The organism is Streptomyces roseifaciens, from assembly GCF_001445655.1.
Classification (GTDB): domain Bacteria; phylum Actinomycetota; class Actinomycetes; order Streptomycetales; family Streptomycetaceae; genus Streptomyces; species Streptomyces aureoversilis.
Genome location: NZ_LNBE01000004.1, coordinates 105,823 through 125,716, shown reverse-complemented (window position 1 = coordinate 125,716; position 19,894 = coordinate 105,823). Strand labels below are relative to the sequence as shown.

The 19,894-nt window shown below is 71.6% G+C and carries 19 protein-coding genes; 9 read left to right on the top strand and 10 right to left on the bottom strand.

Translation table 11 applies throughout. The annotated features are described in order from the left end of the window. Positions 1-87: 87 nt before the first annotated feature. The 3 genes from AS857_RS17640 to clpS form a co-directional block, all read right to left on the bottom strand. On the bottom strand, positions 88-1,578 hold the full coding sequence (locus AS857_RS17640; protein WP_058044281.1) for an amino acid permease: 1,491 nt from the start codon (positions 1,576-1,578) through the stop codon (positions 88-90). 318 nt (positions 1,579-1,896) lie between these two features. Then, positions 1,897-2,493 carry a DUF2017 domain-containing protein gene (locus AS857_RS17635; protein WP_058044280.1) on the bottom strand — a complete coding sequence of 199 codons (597 nt, stop codon included), beginning with the start codon at positions 2,491-2,493 and terminating at the stop codon, positions 1,897-1,899. After that, positions 2,493-2,804 carry an ATP-dependent Clp protease adapter ClpS gene (clpS, locus tag AS857_RS17630; protein WP_058044279.1) on the bottom strand — a complete coding sequence of 104 codons (312 nt, stop codon included), beginning with the start codon at positions 2,802-2,804 and terminating at the stop codon, positions 2,493-2,495. Before clpS ends, AS857_RS17635 begins: the two co-directional genes overlap by 1 nt. Positions 2,805-2,970: 166 nt before the next feature. Here clpS and AS857_RS17625 point away from each other — a divergent pair, with 166 nt between their 5' ends. Together AS857_RS17625 and AS857_RS17620 are read left to right on the top strand one after the other, a co-directional pair. Further along, positions 2,971-4,299: a nicotinate phosphoribosyltransferase gene (locus AS857_RS17625; protein ID WP_058044278.1), complete on the top strand. Its 1,329-nt coding sequence runs from the start codon at positions 2,971-2,973 to the stop codon at positions 4,297-4,299. A 133-nt stretch (positions 4,300-4,432) separates the two neighbouring features. Next, positions 4,433-5,026, top strand: a complete 594-nt coding sequence (locus AS857_RS17620) for an isochorismatase family protein (protein ID WP_058044277.1) — start codon at positions 4,433-4,435, stop codon at positions 5,024-5,026. A 266-nt stretch (positions 5,027-5,292) separates the two neighbouring features. On the opposite strand, the gene AS857_RS17615 is transcribed toward AS857_RS17620, so the two are convergent. Next, a complete protein-coding gene (locus tag AS857_RS17615; RefSeq protein ID WP_058044276.1) occupies positions 5,293-5,619 on the bottom strand; it encodes a hypothetical protein in 327 nt (108 codons plus the stop codon). A gap of 135 nt (positions 5,620-5,754) precedes the next feature. Continuing rightward, complete coding sequence (locus AS857_RS17610; RefSeq protein ID WP_058044275.1) at positions 5,755-8,166, bottom strand: immune inhibitor A domain-containing protein; 2,412 nt, start codon at positions 8,164-8,166, stop codon at positions 5,755-5,757. Between the two features lie 338 nt (positions 8,167-8,504). Here AS857_RS17610 and AS857_RS17605 point away from each other — a divergent pair, with 338 nt between their 5' ends. After that, positions 8,505-8,762, top strand: coding sequence for a hypothetical protein (locus tag AS857_RS17605; protein WP_058044274.1), 258 nt, complete (start codon positions 8,505-8,507; stop codon positions 8,760-8,762). Here AS857_RS17605 and AS857_RS17600 read toward each other — a convergent pair. Together AS857_RS17600 and AS857_RS17595 are read right to left on the bottom strand one after the other, a co-directional pair. Continuing rightward, positions 8,751-9,449 (bottom strand): RDD family protein, encoded by a 699-nt coding sequence (locus AS857_RS17600; protein ID WP_058044273.1) that lies wholly within the window; start codon positions 9,447-9,449, stop codon positions 8,751-8,753. The genes AS857_RS17605 and AS857_RS17600 overlap by 12 nt on opposite strands. Positions 9,450-9,537: 88 nt before the next feature. Continuing rightward, a complete protein-coding gene (locus tag AS857_RS17595; RefSeq protein WP_058044272.1) occupies positions 9,538-11,046 on the bottom strand; it encodes an RDD family protein in 1,509 nt (502 codons plus the stop codon). 340 nt (positions 11,047-11,386) lie between these two features. Here AS857_RS17595 and AS857_RS17590 point away from each other — a divergent pair, with 340 nt between their 5' ends. After that, positions 11,387-11,797, top strand: coding sequence for an SsgA family sporulation/cell division regulator (locus AS857_RS17590; protein ID WP_058044271.1), 411 nt, complete (start codon positions 11,387-11,389; stop codon positions 11,795-11,797). 106 nt (positions 11,798-11,903) lie between these two features. On the opposite strand, the gene AS857_RS17585 is transcribed toward AS857_RS17590, so the two are convergent. Continuing rightward, entirely contained in the window at positions 11,904-13,277 is a 1,374-nt protein-coding gene (locus AS857_RS17585) for an FAD-binding oxidoreductase (protein WP_058044270.1), read from the bottom strand. Positions 13,278-13,315: 38 nt separating this feature from the next. Then, complete coding sequence (gene hppD / locus AS857_RS17580) at positions 13,316-14,458, bottom strand: 4-hydroxyphenylpyruvate dioxygenase (RefSeq protein ID WP_058044269.1); 1,143 nt, start codon at positions 14,456-14,458, stop codon at positions 13,316-13,318. A 121-nt stretch (positions 14,459-14,579) separates the two neighbouring features. On the opposite strand from hppD, the gene AS857_RS17575 reads away from it, so the two are divergent. From AS857_RS17575 to AS857_RS17555, 5 genes are read left to right on the top strand one after another with little or no spacing between them, the layout of a single operon-like run. After that, positions 14,580-15,059, top strand: coding sequence for an Lrp/AsnC family transcriptional regulator (locus AS857_RS17575; protein ID WP_058044268.1), 480 nt, complete (start codon positions 14,580-14,582; stop codon positions 15,057-15,059). 46 nt (positions 15,060-15,105) lie between these two features. Then, entirely contained in the window at positions 15,106-15,753 is a 648-nt protein-coding gene (locus tag AS857_RS17570; RefSeq protein ID WP_058044267.1) for an ABC transporter permease, read from the top strand. Next, positions 15,746-16,984: a betaine/proline/choline family ABC transporter ATP-binding protein gene (locus tag AS857_RS17565; RefSeq protein ID WP_058044266.1), complete on the top strand. Its 1,239-nt coding sequence runs from the start codon at positions 15,746-15,748 to the stop codon at positions 16,982-16,984. The genes AS857_RS17570 and AS857_RS17565 overlap by 8 nt, the downstream gene beginning before the upstream one ends. Then, positions 16,981-17,970: an ABC transporter permease gene (locus tag AS857_RS17560; protein ID WP_420823947.1), complete on the top strand. Its 990-nt coding sequence runs from the start codon at positions 16,981-16,983 to the stop codon at positions 17,968-17,970. Before AS857_RS17565 ends, AS857_RS17560 begins: the two co-directional genes overlap by 4 nt. Position 17,971: 1 nt before the next feature. Continuing rightward, positions 17,972-19,036 carry a glycine betaine ABC transporter substrate-binding protein gene (locus AS857_RS17555; RefSeq protein ID WP_079110483.1) on the top strand — a complete coding sequence of 355 codons (1,065 nt, stop codon included), beginning with the start codon at positions 17,972-17,974 and terminating at the stop codon, positions 19,034-19,036. A gap of 10 nt (positions 19,037-19,046) precedes the next feature. Here AS857_RS17555 and AS857_RS17550 read toward each other — a convergent pair whose 3' ends face one another. Then, on the bottom strand, positions 19,047-19,856 hold the full coding sequence (locus AS857_RS17550; protein WP_058044265.1) for a S16 family serine protease: 810 nt from the start codon (positions 19,854-19,856) through the stop codon (positions 19,047-19,049). Positions 19,857-19,894 lie beyond the last annotated feature (38 nt).

Sequence of the window (19,894 nt, the reverse complement as noted above, 5' to 3'; positions counted from 1 at the left end):
AGGGAAGGGCCCGCCCGTACCGAGGAGTGGTACGGGCGGGCCCGGATGCCGGACAGTGCGGGGTCCGGCGGGTCAGGCGTCAGGCCGTCAGGCGACCTGCTCGACCTTCTGCTCGGCCTCGACGGCCTGCGTGTAGTCCTTGCGCTCGAAGGCCTGCGGGTTGCGGGCCTTGAGGACGAGGTAGGACACCCACATGATCGCCGCCCAGACGGGGGCGCAGTACAGCGAGACCCGCGCGTTCTCGTCGAGGCCCATCATCACGATCACCATGAAGATGAAGCCGAGGGCGAAGAGGCTGGTCCACGGCGCGCCGGGGGCCCGGAACGTGGACTGCGGGAGCTCGCCGCGGTTGGCCTTGCGGCGGTAGCGGAGCTGGGCCACGAGGATCATGATCCAGGCCCACATGCCGGAGATGGTCGCGAAGGAGACGACGTAGTCGAACGCCTTGCCCGGCCACTGGTAGTTGATCCACACACCGACGAGCATCAGCGCGGCGGAGAAGGTGGTGCCGCGCAGCGGCAGGCCGCCCTTGGTCAGCTGGCCGAAGAACTTCGGACCCTGGCCGTTGAGCGAGAGGTCACGCAGCATGCGGCCGGTGGAGTACATGCCGGAGTTGCAGGACGACAGCGCCGCCGTGAGGACGACGAAGTTGACGATGCCGGCGCCGGCCGGGAGACCGATCTTCTGGAAGGCGGCCACGAACGGGCTCACGCCGGGCATGAACTCGCCCCACGGGACCACGGCCAGGATGATGATCAGCGCGCCGATGTAGAAGACCGCGATGCGCCACGGCACGGTGTTGATCGCCTTGGGGAGCGTCTTCTCCGGGTCCTTGGCCTCGCCCGCGGTGACGCCGACCAGCTCGACGGCGAGGAAGGCGAACATCACGATCTGCAGGGTCATCAGGGTGCTGCCGATGCCGTGCGGGAAGAATCCGCCGTCGTTCCAGAGATTGGCCACGGTGGCGGTGTCACCGGCGTCGGAGAAGCCGATCGTCAGCACGCCGATACCGATGAGGATCATGCCGATGATGGCGGTGACCTTGACCATCGAGAACCAGAACTCCAGCTCGCCGAAGAGCTTCACGGAGATCAGGTTGGCGAAATACAGGATGACGGTGAAGACCAGTGCGGACACCCATTGCGGGATGTCCTTGTCCCAGTACTGCACATAGGCCGCCGCGGCGGTCACCTCGGTGATTCCGGTGACGACCCAGAAGAGCCAGTACGTCCATCCGGTCACATAGCCCCAGAAGGGGCCGAGGAACTCCCGGGCGTAGTCCGAGAAGGAGCCCGACACCGGGCGGTACATGAGCAGCTCGCCGAGCGCTCGCATGATGAAGAAGATGACCAGGCCCGCTATCGCATAGGCCAGGATCAGGCTCGGGCCGGCCTTGGAAATGGCCTTCCCCGCGCCGAGGAAGAGGCCGGTGCCGATGGCGCCACCAATGGCGATCATCTGAATCTGTCGGTTACCGAGTCCCCGCTCGTAACCCTCGGAAGCCGCCTTGCCGCTTCCCTTGTGGCCCGGTTCCGCGACTGCGTCCGCGGTACGGGCCGCGACCTGCTCAGAGGTCATGGTGGTGCGCCTTTCTCCATACCGATCCGGTTGCTCCGGATCGGGTTCCGATCCCCCCGGATGGAGTCCTGCGAGTGCCGACGGTCGGCCGGCTCAGCGCTCCCGCCGTGAACATGGGTGGCGTCACGGAGGCAGGTCGGCAAGATGTATCACGAGTGGCCGGTAGATCGTCTGAATGGCGATCATGACCGAGTGACACGGACCACAAAGAAATGCGGACAATAAGGAAAGGAACGGCTAATAGCCGCCACTACGGTGATCCGATCGTTATCCGGACTTGATTGTTCCCTGAGCGGACGCCCGGACGCATTTGATCGATCAGCCGATAAGTGCCTCTACCAGCGATTCCTGCAGGCCACCGAGCCAGAGATAGGCCATCACCATCGGCTTGCGCGGATCCTCGTCCGGCAGCCGGAGCAGCGCCTCACTGTCGTCGTCATGGGCGATTTCCAGCCGCGCCCCGATGGCCAGCCGGAGGTCGTTGAGCGCACCCAGCCAGCGCCGGCAGTCCTCGGGCGTGAGCCGCAGGACCGCGGCCTCGTCACCGGCGACGGTGAGCGAGTCGAGCGAGCGGACGACCGCGAGGGCGTCCTCGCGCTTGCGGTCGCGCAGGTCGTTCTCGGTGTAGCGGCGGAATTCGGCGGCGTGCGCGCGCTCCTGCGGGTCCTGCTCGGCACCCGGGTCGCCGTAGGCGTCGGGGAAGAGCCGGGCCAGCGCGGGATCGGACGGCGGCTCGCTCGGGCCCTCGGCGAAGAGCCGCGCGAGCGGATCGGCACCCTCGGGGCCGGCGGACTCGGCGCCCGGGCCGATCAGCTCCAGGAGCTGCACGGCCAGGCTGCGCAGGATGGAGACCTCGACCTCGTCCAGGGCCACGGCGGCCCCGCCGCCGGACAGCGGCTCGAAGTGGCCGGCCATCAACGGTCCTGCGACAGCGTCGCCCACAGCCCGTAGCCGTGCATCGCCTGCACGTCGCGCTCCATCTCTTCGCGGCTGCCGCTGGAGACGGTGGCGCGCCCCTTGTGGTGGACGTCGAGCATCAGCTTGTGGGCCTTGTCCTTGGAGTAGCCGAAGTACGCCTGGAAGACATACGTCACATAACTCATGAGGTTGACGGGGTCGTTGTGAACCAGCGTGACCCAGGGGACGTCGGGCTCGGTCACCGCGTACGGGGACTCGCTCGACTCGGGGCGTTCGATCTCGACCGGTGCAACACTCACGTTTCCCATGCTGCCACTCGCGGGGGCGCGATGCACAAACGGGGTGCCGCCCGGCCGCGCGTCGGGGACGTGCCGGGTCGCGCGGCGAGGACGTGCCGGGTCGCGCGGCGAGGACGTGCCGGGTCGCACACCGAGAAATCGTCAGACTGACGAGATTGGGGGTAGCATCTGGTCCATGAACGCTGCGGACTTGAGGCTGCCGGTGGACGTTCCGTCGACGGCCCTCTTCACCGACCGGTACGAACTCACGATGCTGCAGGCCGCGCTGCGCTCCGGCACCGCCGACCGCCGCTCGGTCTTCGAGGTCTTCACCCGCCGGCTCCCCGAGGGACGCCGCTACGGCGTCGTGGGCGGCACCGGCCGGGTCCTGGACGCCGTGGAGAACTTCCGCTTCGACAGCGGCGTGCTGGACTTCCTCGCCGCCCAGCGGATCGTCGACGAACCGACCCTCGCCCGGCTCGCGGACTACCGCTTCCGCGGCGACATCTGGGGCTACCCCGAGGGGGAGGTCTACTTCCCCGGCTCGCCGATCCTGCGCGTCGAGGGCACCTTCGCCGAGGCGGTGCTGCTGGAGACCGTGATCCTGTCGATCCTCAACCACGACTCGGCCGTCGCCGCCGCGGCCTCCCGGATGGCCGTGGCCGCCGGCGACCGCCCGCTGATCGAGATGGGCGCCCGGCGCACCCACGAGCTCGCGGCCGTGGCCGCCGCCCGCGCCGCCTACGTCGGCGGCTTCACCTCCACCTCCGACCTCGCGGCCGGCTTCCGCTACAGCATTCCCACCGTCGGCACCAGTGCGCACGCCTTCACGCTGCTGCACGACAGCGAGCGCGACGCCTTCACCGCCCAGGTCGACTCGCTCGGCGGCGGCACGACCCTGCTCGTGGACACCTACGACGTCACCGAGGCCGTCCGGACTGCTGTGGAGATCGCCGGGCCGGAGCTCGGCGCCGTCCGCATCGACTCCGGCGACCTGCTGCTGCTCGCGCACCGGGTGCGGCAGCAGCTGGACGACCTGGGCGCCACGAAGACGCGGATCGTCGTCACCAGCGACCTGGACGAGTACGCCATCGCCTCGCTCGCCGCGGCGCCCGTAGACGCCTACGGGGTGGGCACGCAGCTGGTGACCGGCAGCGGGCACCCCACGTGCTCGATGGTCTACAAGCTCGTGGCCCGCGCGGACGAGGCCGGCCCGGACGCCCCGCTGCGGCCGGTCGCCAAGAAGTCCATGGGCGGCAAGACCTCCATCGGCGGCCGCAAGTGGGCCGCGCGCCGGCCCGACGCGGACGGGGTGGCCGAGGCCGAGGTCATCGGTACCGGCCCGGTACCGGACGCGCTCGCGGACCACCAGCTGATCACCGAGCTGGTGCGCGGCGGCGAGGTCGTCGCCCGCGAGCCCCTGGACGCCGCACGGGACCGGCACGCCGCTGCCCGGGCGGGGCTCCCGCTCTCCGCCACCCAGCTCTCGCGGGGTGAGCCGGTACTCCCCACCGAGTACCTCTGACGCTCCCCGCGCGCCCGGTGGGCCTCCCCCGCTCCGGGTCCCTCTCCCATTGCGCAACGGAAGTCACTACCCTCGGTCACAGAGAGGCGATCCGCACTGTCGGCCGAGGGCCCTTCCACAAAGGATCCGCATCATGCAGCGTGCACTGATCATCGTCGACGTGCAGAACGACTTCTGCGAGGGCGGCAGCCTCGCAGTCGCCGGCGGCGCCGACGTGGCCGCGGCCATCACCGACCTCGTCGGCGAGGCCACGCCCGGATACCGGCACATCGTCGCCACGCGCGACCACCACATAGACCCCGGCGCCCACTTCTCCGCCGAGCCGGACTACGAGAACACCTGGCCGCCGCACTGCGTCGCCGGCACGGAGGGATCCGGGTTCCACCCGAACTTCGCCCCCGTGATCGCCTCCGGGGCGATAGACGCCGTCTTCGACAAGGGGGCGTACGCGGCCGCGTACAGCGGGTTCGAGGGCACCGACGAGAACGGGGTGTCCCTGGCGGACTGGCTGCGCGAGCGGGGCGTCACGGAGGTCGACGTCGTCGGCATCGCCACGGACCACTGCGTGCGGGCCACTGCGCTGGATGCGGCGCGGGAGGGTTTTTCGACCCATGTGCTGCTCGACCTGACGGCGGGGGTTGCTCCGCGGACGACGGAGAAGGCGCTCGGGGAGCTCCGCGACGCGGGGGTCGAACTGAGCGGGAAGCCGGTCGTTCAGACGGGGTGAGCCCGCCTCGAGCACGGCTCGGCACCGCCGGATGCGCCGACGGTGGCTGAGCACCGTCGCGGCGGAGGGAATGGCCCCGGTCCCGCCCTTTCACCGTTTCCCGGGGGCGAGCCCCCAGCACCCCGGGGTCCGGGGCAGCGCCCCGGCTACGGGAAGGGGCGGGGCTGGGGAAAATCCCCCCGCCGCAACGGCGACCGGCCGACGCCGGCGCATCCGGCGGTGCCGGGCCGGGGCAAGCCCCGCCGCAGCGAAGCCGGGCGCAGCCCCTACGCCGCCGGAGCCCTGCGCAGCAGGGTGCGTATGCCGTGCCACGACTCCGTGTCGTCGTCCGGGGCCTCGCGCCAGACCAGGCCGTCGGGGTGGTGGAGCACCGCCGTTATCTCGTCCGGCGTGGGCGGCTCCGTGTTGCCGCGGAGGTAGACGGCGCGCAGGCCAAGGTTCCGCAGGCGCGTGAGCGCCCGTGCCCGGTTCGCGGCGTGCACCAGCACCCGCACGCGGGCCCCGGGCGAGGCGCCCCCGCCGGGCGGGCCCGGAAGGTACAGGGCCACCACCACACTGCCGCCCGGCAGCTTGCAGAAACCACCGCCTGCCATGCCCGTGTCACCTCTCCCCGGACCGGGGTGTCAATAACAGCGTCACGGCAGTCATCTAAACGCGATCGGCCGCCGCCCGCTAGGGGGCGACGGCCGATACGGCTCTGACCTGGTCAGATGCAGACTGTCAGGGGACTACTTGCCCGAGGGGCCCACCTGGACGGTCATCGTGGAGCCGCTGGGGGCCTGCCACAGGATCTTGATCCGGGTGTTGGTGTCAGTAACCTGCACACCGCCGGTCGGGTTGTCCTTGCTCCAGTAGGTGCCCTTGCGGTCGTCGAAGACCGACGTGCCGAGCTTGCCCTTCACACGGGTCGCCACGCCGTCCTGGTGGACGGTGTAGCCCTCGCTGGGGAACCAGCTGAAGGGCGAGTCGTAGGCCTGGAAGCGGTTGCGCATGACCGAACCGTCGGCCCACTTCTCGACCTGCGGGTGGGCGTCGATCGGCAGGATGCGGCCGACACCGGGGTGCACGCCGACGTTGTTGTCGGCCTGCGAGGTGTCCCACTTCCAGATGAGCAGGCCCTTCTGGTACGGGTAGTGCTCGACCCAGCTCGGGCGGGTGCTCTTCCATCCGAAGTTGTACGGACCGGACTTGAGGGTCTCGTCGTACGACACGTACTGGCGGTTCTCGGCGATGTAGTACTGCGCGTACTCCTTGGTGAAGGACTCGCCGATGCGCGAGAAGCCCTTCGCCGTCCAGCCGTTGTCGTCACCCTCGGCACCGTCGGTGAAGAGGGCGGCGCCGTCGGCGGTGACGCTGATGGCGTCGGCCGTGAAGCCCTTGCCGGTGGTGCCGCCGTCGGTGGTGTAGCGGAAGCGCAGGTCGATCTTCTTGCCGGCGTACGCGTCGAGCGGGTACGACAGCTTCTTGTACGCGCCCGAGACACCGGTCAGGGCGGGCTTGTCGCCGCCGTCGCGCGGGATGGACTTGCCGTCGGCCGTGCCGTCGACGGGGGTCCAGTTGGCGCCGCCGTCCGTGGAGACCTCGGCGTAGGCGTAGTCGTAGTTGGCCTCGATGTCCCACCAGGCCGAGAGGTCCAGGCTGGCCTTGGACTTGCCGGTGAGGTCGACCGGGCGGGAGAGCGTGTTCTTCAGGTCGTCGGCCTGACCGCCCCACCACTGCTTGCCGCCCTCGGCGGGCTTGACGACGTCGGTCTTGACCGCCTTGTTGGGCAGCTCGACGACGACCGCCTGCTTGTCCTTGGTGTTGTACTCGGCCACGCCCAGCTTGTGCGTCGACTTCGTCGCCGCCTTCGCCTTGTCGTAGTTGAGCCAGCCGAGCTGCAGCTTGTCCCAGGAGCTCATGTCGCCGGGGAGCTCGCCGATGCTGTCCTTGCCGCGGCCCAGCCACGAACCGGAGGACATCAGGGACCAGTAGGCGACGGAGGACTCGCCGGTGCCGGTGGTGTCGTACTCGTCCGGCAGGCCGAGGTCGTGGCCGTACTCGTGGGCGAAGACGCCGAGGCCGCCGTTCTCCGGCTGCATGGTGTAGTCGCCGACCCAGATGCCGGTGTCGGCGATCTGCGTGCCGCCGGCCTTGTTGTTCGCGGGGCCGGTCTTGCCGGCGTCCGAGCCGTAGGCGTACCAGCGGTGGGCCCAGATGGCGTCGGTCTTCTGCGCGCCGCCGCCGGCGGACTCGTCCTCACCGGCGTGCACGATCTGGAAGTGGTCGATGTAGCCGTCGGGCTCGTTGAAGTTGCCGTCGCCGTCGAAGTCGTTGCGGTCCCACTGGTCGTACTTGGCCAGCTCCGCCTTGATGTCGGCGTCGCTGCGGCCGGCCGCCTTCTGGTCCTTGACCCACTGGTTGACGCCGTCGCGCACCAGGTCCCAGGCGCTGGGGCAGTTGGTGGAGCCGCAGTAGTTGGAGCCGTAACGGGCCTCGTTCCACTGGACCTTGACCCAGTCGGTGACGGTGCCCTCGACGGAGTAGCGGCCCGAGGACTGCCTCTCGTAGTACTTGGCCAGGGACTCCTTGCCCTTGTCGTGCGAGAAGTACAGGTCCTGGAAGTACTGGCGGTTGTAGTCCTTCTCCCAGGCCGTGCTGTTGTCCTGCTTGCGGTCCGGCTGCTTGATCTGGTTGTGCGCCGGGCCCGCCTGGCCGCCGAACTTCTTCACGGGCGGCTTGGGGCCGTCCGGACCGTCCGGGTCGTACATCGTGGTGTCGTCGACCTTGTCGCCGAAGTCCACGAGGATCGTGAAGATCTTGTCGGTCTTCTCCCGGCCCAGCTCGACGTACTTCCCCTTGCCGAGCTGAACGACCTTGGACGCGCCGCGCTGCTCCGCGCGGGCGTCCCCGGATATGACCTTGTCGAGCGCGGCCTTGCGCTGAGCCTCACGCTTCTTGCTGAACGGCCCCTTGAGGTCGTGCTCGACGCTCTTCCCGGCTTGCTCCGGGTCGTGGCGCTCGATGCCCGACGGCGTGTCGGCAGTGGTGGCCGCCTGAGCGATCCCGACCGTGGTCCCCGCGGTCAGGGCCGTCGCGGCGAGCGCGACGACCGTGGCCACGGCGGCGGATCTGGCGAGCCTCCGTTGGCTGCTGTTCACTTGTGAATGTCCTCCCCAGTAAGAACTGTGGAGGTATTTGACCGGAGTGACGCCAGAAAAGACAGACCTTGACTAGACTCGGAAGAGCAAGTACGTTATCCGGCCTTTAAGTTACGGATTTCGGACAACAACGGGCGCGCCCATCTCACCCCCTGGACCGTTGGATGACTCCGTGCGCCCCCCGTGCTCCGGCACCGTGTGTTAGGTCACGCTTACCGGCAGTTCCGCTCGGGCAGACAGGACCGTAGAGTCGTTTTGGTATACACACTTGCCCCCGGCATGTTGTGTGCACCAGCCGGCTCCGCACCCCACACCTTGCTCCGAGGACGGATCCCGCCATGCCGCGTCCGACTCCCGCACAGATAACCTACGGATCGGCCACCGTCGTCTTCTCGACCCTCGCCATGCTGCTGCTCTCGCAGACGAGCTCGGGGTTCGGGATCGCGGTCATCGCCGTCGCAGCGCTCGCGCTCGGCCTGTTCGTCGCCGTCGCCTTCCCCATGCCGCGCGCCGGCGCCCGCAAGCCCCGGGTGCCCCGGCAGCGCACTCCCCTGCCCGCCGAGCCGAGACTCGGCGAGCACTCCCTACACGGCTGAGACCACCACGGTCTTGGCCGCCTTGTCGTGAATGCAGTGGTGATAGGGCTGGTCCCAGGTACACCAGAGCACGTTGACGAGCCAGAAGACGAAGCCGCAGCAGGGCACCACCTGCGGCAGGGAGTACACGGCGGCGCGCGTCCAGCCCGGGCTTCCCTCGGGGATCGCGCCGTTCTCCAGCATCGCCACCCGGATGCCCATCACCATCTTGCCGACGGTCTGGCCCCGCTTGGTGAGCATCAGCCCCTCGTAGACGAAGTAGACGACGGACACGATGATGCCCAGGCTCGTGGACCTGCCGTCGTTCCAGTCCCCCGGATCCCAGTCCCACACCGCCGCCTTGAAGACCGCGGTGACCGGGATGGAGACGAGCAGCCCGTCGATGATGCGGGCGATGAGCCGCTTCCCCCGGTTCGCGAGCGGCGGCATGCCCGCGAGCGGGTCGGCCGCGCCGTACTGGTCCCCGTAGGGGTTGCCGGGCCCGCCCGGGCCCGGGGCGCCCCCGCCGCCGTACGGGTCGCCCCCGTAGGGGCCGCCTCCGTACGGACCGCCGGCGCCGGGCGGTTGGCCCCCGCCGGAGTACGCACCGCCGCCTTCCGGGCCCGGCCCGGGAGGCGGTGGCGGCCCGGAAGGCTCCGATGGCCGCTTCCGGAACGGGTCGTCGTCGCGGGGCTGCTCGGTGCTCATGGGCCGAGTAGAACCCAGGCTCCTGCCCGTCGCATCCGAAGAGGTGCCGTTCGGGTCGCACCGGGCCCGGGGCGGCGCCCCAGGGGCCTCAGCGCTTGCCCGCCGCCACGAACGTGCGCGCCGCCTTGTCGTGCCAGCACTGCCGCCACGGCCGGTCGACGAGGCACCACAGGGCGCCCACGACGCCGATGCCCAGGGCGCCCAGCCCCCCGTACACCAGCCAGCGGCGCAGCGCCGCCCCGAAGCGCGGGGTGTCGTGCGCCTCGATGTCCAGCACGCGGACCCCGCACAGGCGCTTGCCCAGCGTGCGGCCCCACTTGGCGGTCGGCAGCGCTTCCAGCACCACCCCGGCGACCAGCAGGACGCCCAGCACGACGGCCAGATAGCCGCCGGTCGTGCCGTCGAGCAGCCAGACCGTGACCGTCTCGCCGGACTGCTTCGCCTGCTCGACCTTGGCGTCGATGTGCTCGACGGCCTTGGCCCACAGCGGCACGGCCGCGGCGGAGACGACGGCCCCGAGCACGACGGTGTCGACCAGCCGGGCGGCGAACCGGCGGCCCAGCGGCGCGGGCCGGCCCTGCTGCTCCCGGGCTGCCTGCAGGAACGGATCGTCCTTCGGGGGCTTCCACGGCGCGGGCGCGTCGGAGGAACCGGAGGCGGACGTCTGCGCGGGCTGCTGCTGGGCCAGTTGCTGCACCTGCTGGGCCCAGCCGCCGGCCGCGGGCCTGGCCGGCTCGGCGGTACGGGGCGCCTCCTGCCGCTCGGGCAGGGCGGGGGCGGAGCGCGCGGGGGCGGGCAGCGCGGGCGCCGGGGCCGCGGCCGGCAGCGCCTGGCGCTCCGGTGCGGACTGCGACGGCGCGGGTGACGGTGCCGACGCCTGCGGTGCCGGCTGCGACTGCGGGCCCGAAAGCCCCTGCTGCGGTTCGGCCTGGGGCCGCGCCTCGTCGGCACGGGCATCCGGCCAGCCCGGCGAGGCCGACGCCGGGACGGGCTTGCCGGACGTACGCAGCTGCATCGTGCCGCCCGGCCTGACGGCGGGGACGCTCTGCCCGCGGGCGGGGCTCTCCTCGGCGCGGGCCGGCTCGGCGCGGGAGGGCTCCGGCCGGGCGGGCTCGGGGCGGGACGGCTCGGCGGGCGTGAGGGGCGGGGCGACGCGCGGGTCGCGGGGCGTGGGCAGGGCGCCGCCGGACGCGGGCCCGTCCCCCCAGGAGACGCGCCGGTCCTGCTCCCCGCCGAAGCCCTCCTGCCGGGCCGGCTCCGCGCGCCAGGCGGAGGCCGGCTGCTCGGCGCGGGCGTCGCGCAGGGCGGGCTCCTCGTCGAGGAACATGGGACCGGTCTCGTCCGGGCGCGGCTCCTGCCGGGCGGGCTCGGGGCGGCGCGGGGTCGGCGGCACGGGCGCGGCGAGCGCGGGCGCCGCGGGCTTGGCGACGCCGGCGGGCGGGGCGGGCATCGGCTCGCCCTCGGCGGGCGCGGGCCGGCTCGTGCCGGGCACCCAGGCGGAGCCGCTCCAGTAGCGGATATAGCCAGGAATGGACGGGTCCGGGTAGAAGCCCTGGACGGGGCTGCTGTCGGCGGATCCTGAGGAAGGGGCGCTCATGGTCTCCGATGTCCCGTATCTGCTCGGCCGTACTGCGGTGTCGGTGCTCGGTGGGGCGGCGACGACAAGCAGTCTGCCGCACACGAGCGATGTGGGGCGCGCTGCTCCCGTACCTCATGACCTCTATGCACAAAAGGCAACCGGGGGCGCAGCACACAGGTCTACCAGACGGCTCTCCACTCTGCGGCCGTCCCGCGGGCGGGACCACTCACACGTGCGACCGGCGCACCGGTTCGGCGAAGTCGCGTAATGGTGTGGGGGTCGATGCGCTCTCAGTCGGTGCGGGCCCGTTCGCGAGGGGCCACGGACCGACGGAAGCAGAGCAGAGAGGGCGCACTTCATGCACACCGTGGTGGAAAGAGAGCTGGAGATCGACCTGGTGCTGTCGCCCGAGCGCAGCATCCCCGTGCCGTCGCGGCTGAGCTACCGCACGGCCGACCCGTACGCGGTGCACATCGCCTTCCACGTGACCTCGGAGGCCCCGGTGCACTGGACGTTCGCGCGCGAGCTGCTGGTGGAGGGCGTGTTCCGGCCGTGCGGCAGCGGGGACGTACGGGTGTGGCCGACGCGGACGGACGGGCGCAACGTGGTGTGCATGGCGCTGTCCTCGCCGGACGGGGCGGCGCTGCTGGAGGCCCCGGAGCCGGCGGTGTCGGCGTGGCTGGAGCGGACCCTGCGGGTGGTGGCGCCGGGGTCGGAGCCGGAGCGGCTGGGGCTGGACGCGGCGCTGCGGGACATTCTGGACGCGTGATGCCTGTGCGGCGATCACGCTCCGGCGTGCGCCGCGCCGGGCCGTGCCGGGCCGTGCCGCGCCGTGCTGTGCAGTGCCGTGCTGTGTCGCGCCGCTGGAGGGCCCGTTAAAGGTCCAGTACCTTGCCCGGGTTGAGGATGCCCTCGGGGTCGAGGACCCGTTTGATGCCCCGCTGGATCTCCAGGCCCACCGGGCCCAGTTCCCTCGCCAGCCACTCCTTCTTCAGGACGCCCACGCCGTGCTCGCCGGTGATCGTGCCGCCCAGCTCCAGGCCGAGGGCCATGATCGCGTCGAAGGACTCGCGGGCGCGGCGCGACTCGTCGGCGTCGGCGGGGTCGAAGCAGACGACGGGGTGGGTGTTGCCGTCGCCCGCGTGGGCGCAGACGCCGATGGTGAGCCCGTACTTGCGGGCGATCCCGGCGGTGCCTTCGAGCATGTCGGCGAGGCGGGAGCGCGGGACGCACACGTCGTCGATCATGGTGGCGGGGCGGAGGGCCTCCAGGGCGGTGAGGGCGAGCCGGCGGGCCTGCAGGAGCAGCTCGGACTCGGCGGCGTCCTCGGCGGGGACGACCTGGTCGGCTCCGGCGGCCGTGCACAGCCCGGCGACGGCGGCGAGGTCCGCGGCCGGGTCGGGGGTGTCGAAGGCGGCGAGCAGGAGGGCCTCGGTGGTCTCGGGGAGGCCCATGCGCGCCATGGCGTTGACGGCGCGGATCGTCGTGCCGTCCATGAGCTCCAGCAGCGAGGGGGCGTGGCCGCGGGCCATGATCTCGCGGACGGCCTCGGCGGCCGCGGCGACGGAGGGGAACTCGGCGGCCAGCACGAGCTGTTGGGGCGGGGCCGGGCGGAGCGCGAGGACGGCCCGTACGACGATGCCGAGGCTGCCCTCGGAGCCGACGAACAGGCGGGTGAGGTCGTAGCCCGCGACGCCCTTGGCGGTGCGGCGGCCCGTCCTCAGCAGCCGGCCGTCGGCCAGGACGATGTCGAGGCCGAGGACGTATTCGCCGGTGACGCCGTACTTCACGCAGCACAGGCCGCCGGAGGCGGTGCCGATGTTGCCGCCGATGGTGCACTGCTCCCAGCTGGAGGGGTCGGGCGGGTAGTAGAGGCCCTGTTCGGCGACGGCGCGGGAGAGCACGGCGTTGACGACGCCCGGTTCGACGACGGCGACGCGGTCGACGGGGTCGATCTCCAGGATGCGGTCCATCTTGACGAGGGAGAGGACGATGCAGCCGTCGCTCGCGTTGGCCGCGCCGGACAGGCCGGTGCGGGCGCCTTGCGGGACGACGGGCACCCGCAAGGCGGTGGCGGTGCGCATGACGTGCTGTACGTGCTCCACGGTGCGGGGCAGGGTGACGACCGCGGGCCGCCCTGCGGCGCAGAAGCCGGCCATGTCCTTGGCGTAGGACGCGGTGACGTCGGGGTCGGTGAGGATCGCCTCCGCGGGGAGCCCTTCGCGCAACAGCTTGATCAGATCGCCCATGGGGGGCTCATTCCCCGGGCACCCTTGTGCGAATCGGGCTACAGGTTGCCGCGCTTCTCCTGCTCCCGCTCGATCGCCTCGAAGAGCGCCTTGAAGTTGCCCTTGCCGAAGCCCATCGAGCCGTGCCGCTCGATCATCTCGAAGAAGACCGTCGGCCGGTCCTGCACGGGCTTGGTGAAGATCTGCAGCAGGTAGCCGTCCTCGTCGCGGTCCGCGAGGATCTTCAGCTCGCGCAGGGTGTCGACCGGTACGCGGGTCTCGCCGACCCACTCGCCCAGCGTGTCGTAGTACGAGTCCGGGGTGTCGAGGAACTGCACGCCCGCCGCCCGCATGGCGCGCACGGTGGCGACGATGTCGTTGGTGGCGAGGGCGATGTGCTGGACGCCGGGGCCGTTGTAGAACTCGAGGTACTCGTCGATCTGCGACTTCTTCTTGGCGATGGCCGGCTCGTTGAGCGGGAACTTCACCTTGCGGGTGCCGTCGGCGACGACCTTCGACATGAGCGCGGAGTACTCGGTGGCGATGTCGTCGCCCACGAACTCCTTCATGTTCGTGAAGTGCATGACGTTGTTGTAGAACGACACCCACTCGTCCATCTTGCCGAGCTCGACGTTGCCCACGCAGTGGTCGATGGCCTGGAAGCGGCGGTCCCCGGGCTCGACGAGCGGCTTGGCGGCCGCGTAGCCGGGCAGGTACGGGCCGCTGTAGGCGGAGCGCTCGACGAGCGTGTGGCGGGTCTCGCCGTAGGTGGCGATCGCGGCGAGGACGACCTTGCCGTGCTCGTCCTCCAGCTCGTACGGGGCCTCCAGGCCGGTGGCGCCGTGCTCGACGGCGTAGGCGTACGCGGCGCGCGCGTCCGGCACCTCGATGGCGAGGTCGACGACGCCGTCGCCGTGCTCGGCGACGTGGGCGGCGAGGGCCCGGCCGCGGTCGGTCGCGGCCTTGATGACCGTGGTGAGGACGAAGCGGGCGCCGCCCGACTCCAGCACGTAGCTGGCGCTCTCGCGGCTTCCGTTCTCCGGTCCGCGGTAGGCGACGAGCTTCATGCCGAAGGCGGTGGAGTAGTAGTGGGCGGCCTGCTTGGCGTTGCCGACGGCGAAGACCACCGCGTCCATCCCCTTGACCGGGAAGGGGTCGGCCTGCCGTGCGGTGTGCGGGGTGTGATCCGTGGTCTGAGTCATGGCCGCAGCGTCCCGCTGATCCACAAGGTGCGCAATAGTTTGCGTATTCACTGGGCAGACTGCATAGCAGACCGCAGGTAACACCGGACGTTCTGTACATGCTGACCACTGGGAGGACTGCATGGCGATCGATCGTTTGGACGGCCGGCTGATCGAGCTGCTGGCCGAGGAGCCGCGGATCGGCGTGCTGGAGGCCTCGCGCCGGCTGGGCGTGGCGCGCGGGACCGTCCAGGCGCGGCTGGACCGGCTGCAGGCGCAGGGCGTCATCCGCGGCTTCGGCCCGGACGTGGACCCGGCGGCGCTGGGCTATCCGGTGACGGCCTTCGCGACGCTGGAGATCAAGCAGGGGCAGGGCGGCGACGTCCGGGCGCACCTCGCGACCGTCCCCGAGGTGCTGGAGCTGCACACCACCACCGGGCGCGGCGACATGCTCTGCCGTCTGGTCGCACGCTCGAACGCCGACCTCCAGCGTGTGATCGACCGGGTTGTGGGTTTTGATGGCATCGTGCGGGCCTCCACGGCGATCGTCATGGAGAACGCCGTGCCGCTGCGGATCATCCCGCTGGTGCAGCAGGCGTCGCAGGCCCCGTACCGGCCCTGAGGTTCTGCGGCCCCGGAGTTCCGGGGCGCGAGAGGGAGGCGAGCGGGTGAGCTTCTGGGAGTACCTGGCCGGCCGCCGCGCCCAGCTGCTGGCGGACGGCTGGCAGCACGCCAGCGCCGTCTTCCAGTGCATGGTCGTCGCGACCGTCCTCGGCGTGGTGATCGGCGTGCTCACCTACCGCAGCGAGTGGGCCGGCAACCTCGCGGTGACCACGACGGCGACCCTGCTCACCATCCCCTCGCTGGCCCTGCTCGGCCTGCTCATCCCGCTCACCGGCCTGGGCGTGGCGCCGACGGTCACGGCGCTCGTGCTCTACGGGCTGCTGCCGATCGTCCGCAACGCGGTGGTGGGGCTGCGGGGCGTGGACCCCTCGCTCGTGGACGCCGCGACGGGGATCGGGATGTCCCGCGCGGCCCGGCTCCTGCGCGTCGAGCTGCCGCTCGCCTGGCCGCCGATCCTCACCGGGATCCGGGTGGCCACGCAGATGCTGATGGGCATCGCGGCGGTGGCCGCGTACGCCTCCGGGCCGGGGCTGGGCAACGAAATCTTCCGCGGCGTCTCCTCGCTGGGCAGCGCCAACGCCCTCAACCAGGTGCTCGCCGGGACGCTCGGGATCATCGTGCTCGCCCTGCTCTTCGACGCGGCGTACGTGCTGATCGGCCGGCTGACCGTCCCGAGGGGGATCCGTGGCTGACGCGCCCGGAGCCACCATCCAGCTGGACAACCTCACCAAGCGCTACCCCGGCAACCCCGCGCCCGCCGTGGACTGCGTGAACATGGACATCAAGGCCGGGGAACTGGTGGTGTTCGTGGGCCCGTCCGGCTGCGGCAAGACCACCACCATGAAGATGATCAACCGGTTGATCGAGCCGACGTCCGGCCGGATCCGCATCGACGGCGAGGACGTCACCGGCATCGACCCGGTGCGCCTGCGCCGCAAGATCGGCTACGCCATCCAGGCCTCCGGGCTGTTCCCCCACATGACCGTCGCCCAGAACATCTCGCTCGTCCCGCGCATGACCGGCTGGCCGAAGCGGCGGATCGCCGAGCGGGTGGAGGAGATGCTCGACCTGGTGGGGCTCGACCCCGGCGAGTTCCAGGGCCGCTATCCGCGCCAGCTCTCCGGCGGGCAGCAGCAGCGCGTCGGCGTGGCCCGCGCCCTGGCCGCCGATCCGCCGGTGCTGCTGATGGACGAGCCGTTCGGTGCGGTCGACCCGATCACCCGCGACCACCTGCAGGACGAACTGATCCGGCTGCAGCACGAGCTGCACAAGACGATCGTCTTCGTCACCCACGACTTCGACGAGGCCATCAAGCTCGGCGACCGGATCGCCGTGCTCCGCGAGCGCTCGCACATCGCCCAGTTCGACACCCCCGAGGCCATCCTCACCAACCCCGCCGACGACTTCGTCTCCGGCTTCGTGGGGGCGGGCGCGGCGCTCAAGCGGCTCAACCTCACGCGCGTACGGGACGTGGGCGTCGTCGACTTCCCCACGGCCACCGTCGACGACCCCCTCCAGACGATCTTCGAGCGGCTGCGCCGCGGCACCACCAACGAGGTGCTGCTGCTGGACCGGCACCACCGTCCGTACAAATGGCTCCGGCGCGGCGACCTGATGCGCGCCCAGGGCTCCCTCGCCCGCGCCGGCACCCTCGTGCACGACACCGTCACCCGCGACGCGACGCTGCGCGACGCCCTGGAGGCCGTCCTCATCGACAACGCGGGCCGGGTGCCCGTCACCGGGCGGCGCGGCCGCTACGAGGGGGTCGTCGACATGGAGACCCTCATGAACTCCGTGCACGAACTGCTGGAGGAGGACCGGCTCGACGCCGTCGAACACCAGCACCTGCTGGAGGAACAGCGCGCCCAGCAGGTGCTGGAGGAACAGGAGGGCACGACCGACGCGCCGGAGGAGCTGGCGTGAGTGCCGGGCGGCCGGGCGGGCGGGCCCGTCGGCCGGACGGCCGGCACGAGGCGGAGGACGGCGCCTTCCGCGACGGCGTACGGCCGCAAGTGGCAGGCGCGGACGCGGACGCGGACAGCGTGCGGACGAGGCCCGCAGACACGGACGCGGACGCGGGCCCCGTACCGCCGGAGGCCGTGGGCGCGGATGCGGGCGGCCCGGCCGGCCCGGACGGCCCGGACGGCCCTCCCCCACCCGCCGTGCGCCCCGCGCGCCGCGTCACCTGGCGGAAGCTGCTCCTGCGGCCCTGCTTCCTGCTCGTCCTGCTGCTGGCCACCTGGCTGTGGTTCCGCGGCGCCGGCCTGGACTCCGTCGCCCGCAACTCCATCGCCGACGGCAACGTCTGGCTGCGCCTGCGCCAGCACGTCGTCCTCACCGTGGTCTCCACCTTCTTCGTCCTGATCATCGCCATCCCGCTGGGCATCCTGCTCACCCGGCGCCGGCTGCGCCCCGCCGCGCCCGCCGCCATCGCCGTCGCCAACGTCGGCCAGGCCACCCCCGCCATCGGCCTGCTGGCGCTGCTGGTGATCTGGCTGGGCATCGGCATGCAGGCGGCGCTCGTCGGCATCGTCGTCTACGCGGTGCTGCCCGTCCTCGCCAACACCGTCGCCGGGCTGCGCGCCATCGACCCGACCCTGGTGGAGGCCGCGCGCGGCATCGGCATGTCCGCGACCGGGGTGCTGCGCCGGGTCGAACTGCCGCTGGCCGTACCGCTGATCCTCGCGGGCGTGCGGACCGCGCTCGTCCTCAACGTGGGCACGGCGACGCTCGCCTACTTCGGCGGGGGCGGCGGGCTCGGCGACCTGATCGCCTCGGGCATCACCAACCAGCGGATGCCGGTGCTCGTCCTGGGGTCCGTGCTGACCGTGGCGCTCGCGCTGCTCGTGGACTGGCTGGCGTCCCTGGCCGAGCTGCTGCTGCGGCCGCGCGGCCTGGAGGCCTCCTGAGATGGCCCGGCGGCAGGTAGCCGGACGACGGACGGCCGGACGACGGACGGCCGGACGACGGACGGCCGGGCAGCAGACGGCCGGGCGGCGCGCAGCGGTCCGGGCGGTGGCGCCCGCGCTCGCCCTCGCCCTGCTCGCCTCCCTCACCGGCGGCTGCGGGCTGACCAGCGGCTCCCCCATGGCGGACAGCGTCCGCCCCGGTTCGGTCGGCCGGGGCCTGCCGCTCAAGGGCGCCGACCTGACGGTCACGTCCAAGAGCTTCAGCGAGAACATCGTGCTCGGCCAGATCATGGGCCTGGCTTTCCGGGCCGCCGGCGCGAAGGTGCTGGACCGCACCAACATCCAGGGCTCGGTCGGGGCCCGCGAGGCGGTCCGGTCCGGCGAGGCGGACGCCATGTACGAGTACACGGGCACCGCCTGGATCACGTACCTCGGCCACGACCGGCCCATCCCCGACCCCGCGCGGCAGTGGCGGGCCGTCGCCGACGCCGACGCGCGCAACGGCCTCACCTGGCTCGCCCCCGCGGCCCTCGACAACACCTACGCGCTGGCGATGAACCGGGCCGACGCGCGCAGGTACGGCACCCGCACCCTCTCGGACGTGGCCGCGCTGTCGCGGCGGAACCCGGGGGCGGTGACGCTGTGCGTGGAGAGCGAGTTCGCCGCGCGCGACGACGGGCTGCAGGGCATGGCCAAGGCCTACGGGATGAACGTGCCCGCCTCGCGCGTCCAGAAGATGGACGGCGGCATCATCTACACCCAGGTCTCCGGGGGCGGCTCCTGCACCTTCGGCGAGGTCTTCACCACCGACGGCCGCATCGCGGCCATGCACCTCGTCGTCATGGACGACGACAAGCACTTCTTCCCCAACTACAACGCCGCCCCGGAGATCAACAGCGGCACGCTGCGCAAGCACCCGGCGATCAAGGACGTGCTGGACCCCATCACGGCGCGGCTCGACGACGAGGTGGCGCGGAAGCTCAACGCGAGGGTGGACGTGGACGGGCAGGACCCGCACGAGGTCGCGAAGGAGTGGCTGCTGAAGGAGGGGTTCATCAGCCGGTGAACGGGCGGGGTCAGCAGGTGGGGACGGCGTCCTCGTCCCCGGACCGCAGGGCGCGCAGCGACGTGACCGCGTCCTGCAGCTTCTGCACGGGGACCAGCCGCAGCCCCTTGGGCAGATTGGCCTCGGCGGCCGAGCACTCGGCCTTCGGGACGAGGAAGACCGTCGCGCCGTCGCGCCGGGCCGCCTGCGTCTTCAGCGGCACGCCGCCGACCTGGCCGACCGTCCCGTCGGCGTCGATCGTGCCCGTGCCCGCGATGGTCCGCCCCCCGGTGAGGTCGCCGCCGCGGCCGTCGCCGTCGACCTTGTCGATGATCCCGAGGGTGAAGAGGAGCCCCGCGCTCGGGCCGCCCACGTCGGCCAGGCTGAGGCCGACCTTCAGCTCGTCCGGCGAGCGGTGCAGGTAGCGCAGGGCGGCGTCCGTGGCGGCGTCCTGCGACTTCTTCATCTCCGCCTTGTTGTGCGCGTCGACCTCCTCGTCGGAGTCGCCGACGGGGTAGACGGCGTCGTGCGGCATCACGGCCCGGTCCGTACGCGTCCAGCCGCTGATCACGTCGCCTAGGTCCACGTCGACGCGCGGGCCCGTCACCACGATCGTCGTCATGCGCAACTGGCCCGTCGTCCTGCGGGCCTGCGCGCCCTTGATCTCGATGACCTGTCTGCCCTCGTGCGTGCCGAGCACGTCCACCGTCGAACCCGGCTGTGCGACCGCGAACGGCAGCGGCACGAAGGGGACCGAGGCGAGCAGGGCGACGACGGGCACGGCACAGACGGCGAGCGTCCGGGCGCGGCGGGACCGGGCGGGCGTGGTCGGAGCGGACATGCAGCGAATCTAGTTCACGTGCGTCCCTTCCGTGACAT